The following is a 1,536-nucleotide window of genomic DNA, read 5'->3' on the forward strand; positions in this document are numbered from 1 at the left end:
GTAGGAGGAATACGAAGGGACTTCTCCAATCCCTATCGGTGTCGAGGCACCAAGATTGAGATGTAAGTCGTCAATCTGAGCGGCAAAGGAGAAGTCCCATGAGCGAGGCTACACGAAGCGAGATCGTTCGAGTCGGTATCGATCTGGCCAAGCGCGTCATCGATGCGCACGGCGTTGACGCCGCAGGCAAGCTGCTCACGCGGCGCTCTCTCTCGCGTGCGAAGTTCCTGCCCTGGTGTGCCCAACTGCCCCCGGGCTGTGTCGTGGCCATGGAGGCCTGCAGCGGGGCGCACTACTGGGCGCGGCGGCTTGCCGCGATGGGCTTGCAGCCGCGGCTCATCGCTGCGCAGTTCGTGGCGCCTTACCGGCTGCAGGGCAAGAGCGGCAAGAACGACGCCAACGACGCAGCAGCGGTGTGCGAGGCCGCATCGCGGCCGAACATGCACTTCGTGCCGGTCAAGAGCGTCGAGCAGCAGGGTTGGATGGCGGTGCACCGCCTGCGCGAGGGCTTCAAGCAGGAGCGCACGGCGTGCATCAACCGCATTCGCGGGCTGCTCTCGGAGTTCGGGCTGGTGTTCCCACAAGGCAGCAAGGCATTGCGCCAAGCGCTGCCCCTGGCGCTGGAGGACGGGGCCAACGAGTTGCCGGCGGTGGCGCGCTATGCGGTGCAGCGCGCGCAGCAGCATTGGCAAGAGCTCGATGAGCACCTGGCTTGGTGCGATGCGCGCATTGCCGAGCACGTGCGCAGCAGCGAAGCGGCCCAGCAGGCCGCGCGGCTGCAGGGCATTGGCGCGCTGGGGGCCTCGGCGCTGGTGGCGGGGGTAGGAGATCTGCACCAGTTCAAGTCGGGCGCGCAGTTCAGTGCCTGGCTGGGAGTGGTGCCCAGTCAGCACTCCAGCGGCGGCAAGGTGCGCCTGGGCGGCATCACCAAGCGCGGCGACGAGTACTTGCGCATGCTGCTCATCCGTGGTGCCAAGGCGGCCGTGGACACCGCGGCCAAGCGCGACGACCGGCTCTCGCGCTGGCTGGTGCAGTTGTGCGCGCGTGTGGGCTGGCAAAAGGCTGCCGTGGCGCTGGCCAACAAGAACGCTCGCATCCTCTGGGCCATTCTGACCAGGGGCGCCCGCTTCGACCCCAACCATGTCCCCAGCGCGCCGCCTGGGCCCGGCATCAACGGCGCGGCTGCGCCGGCGTAAGCCCCAGCCTCCAGCCAACCATCCCTTAAGCGCCCACGGCGTGTTGGAGCTTGAATCTCTCTAGGCAGTAGGACGTGCGTTCGTAGACACAGCACACAGGTCAGACCGGCAGCAGGTGAGCTCGAAAAGCGGGCCGTCGCGCCCCTGGCGGGGTAACGACTCGGAGGAATGGAGTCCTGCTGAGCGGTACGTATCTGGGCCCGCACCATCAGGTGCAACAAGGCCGTCTGTAGATGTGCAATCTGATCCTTCGTCGTGCACTGTCACCACGACGCGTCGCCAACACCAGAGAAGTCGAATACCAACACCGGGCCATTGACCTCGGGAGAAGTCCCTGTAG

The 1,536-nt window shown here is 66.2% G+C and carries 1 protein-coding gene; it reads left to right on the forward strand.

Features of this window, described 5'->3' with window-relative positions; all coding sequences use genetic code 11:
• The first annotated feature begins 98 nt into the window (after positions 1-98).
• A complete protein-coding gene (locus FJ694_RS36465) occupies positions 99-1,196 on the forward strand; it encodes an IS110 family RNA-guided transposase (protein ID WP_157272395.1) in 1,098 nt (365 codons plus the stop codon).
• Positions 1,197-1,536 lie beyond the last annotated feature (340 nt).

This window comes from Azohydromonas aeria (assembly GCF_009760915.1).
GTDB lineage: Bacteria > Pseudomonadota > Gammaproteobacteria > Burkholderiales > Burkholderiaceae_C > Azohydromonas > Azohydromonas aeria.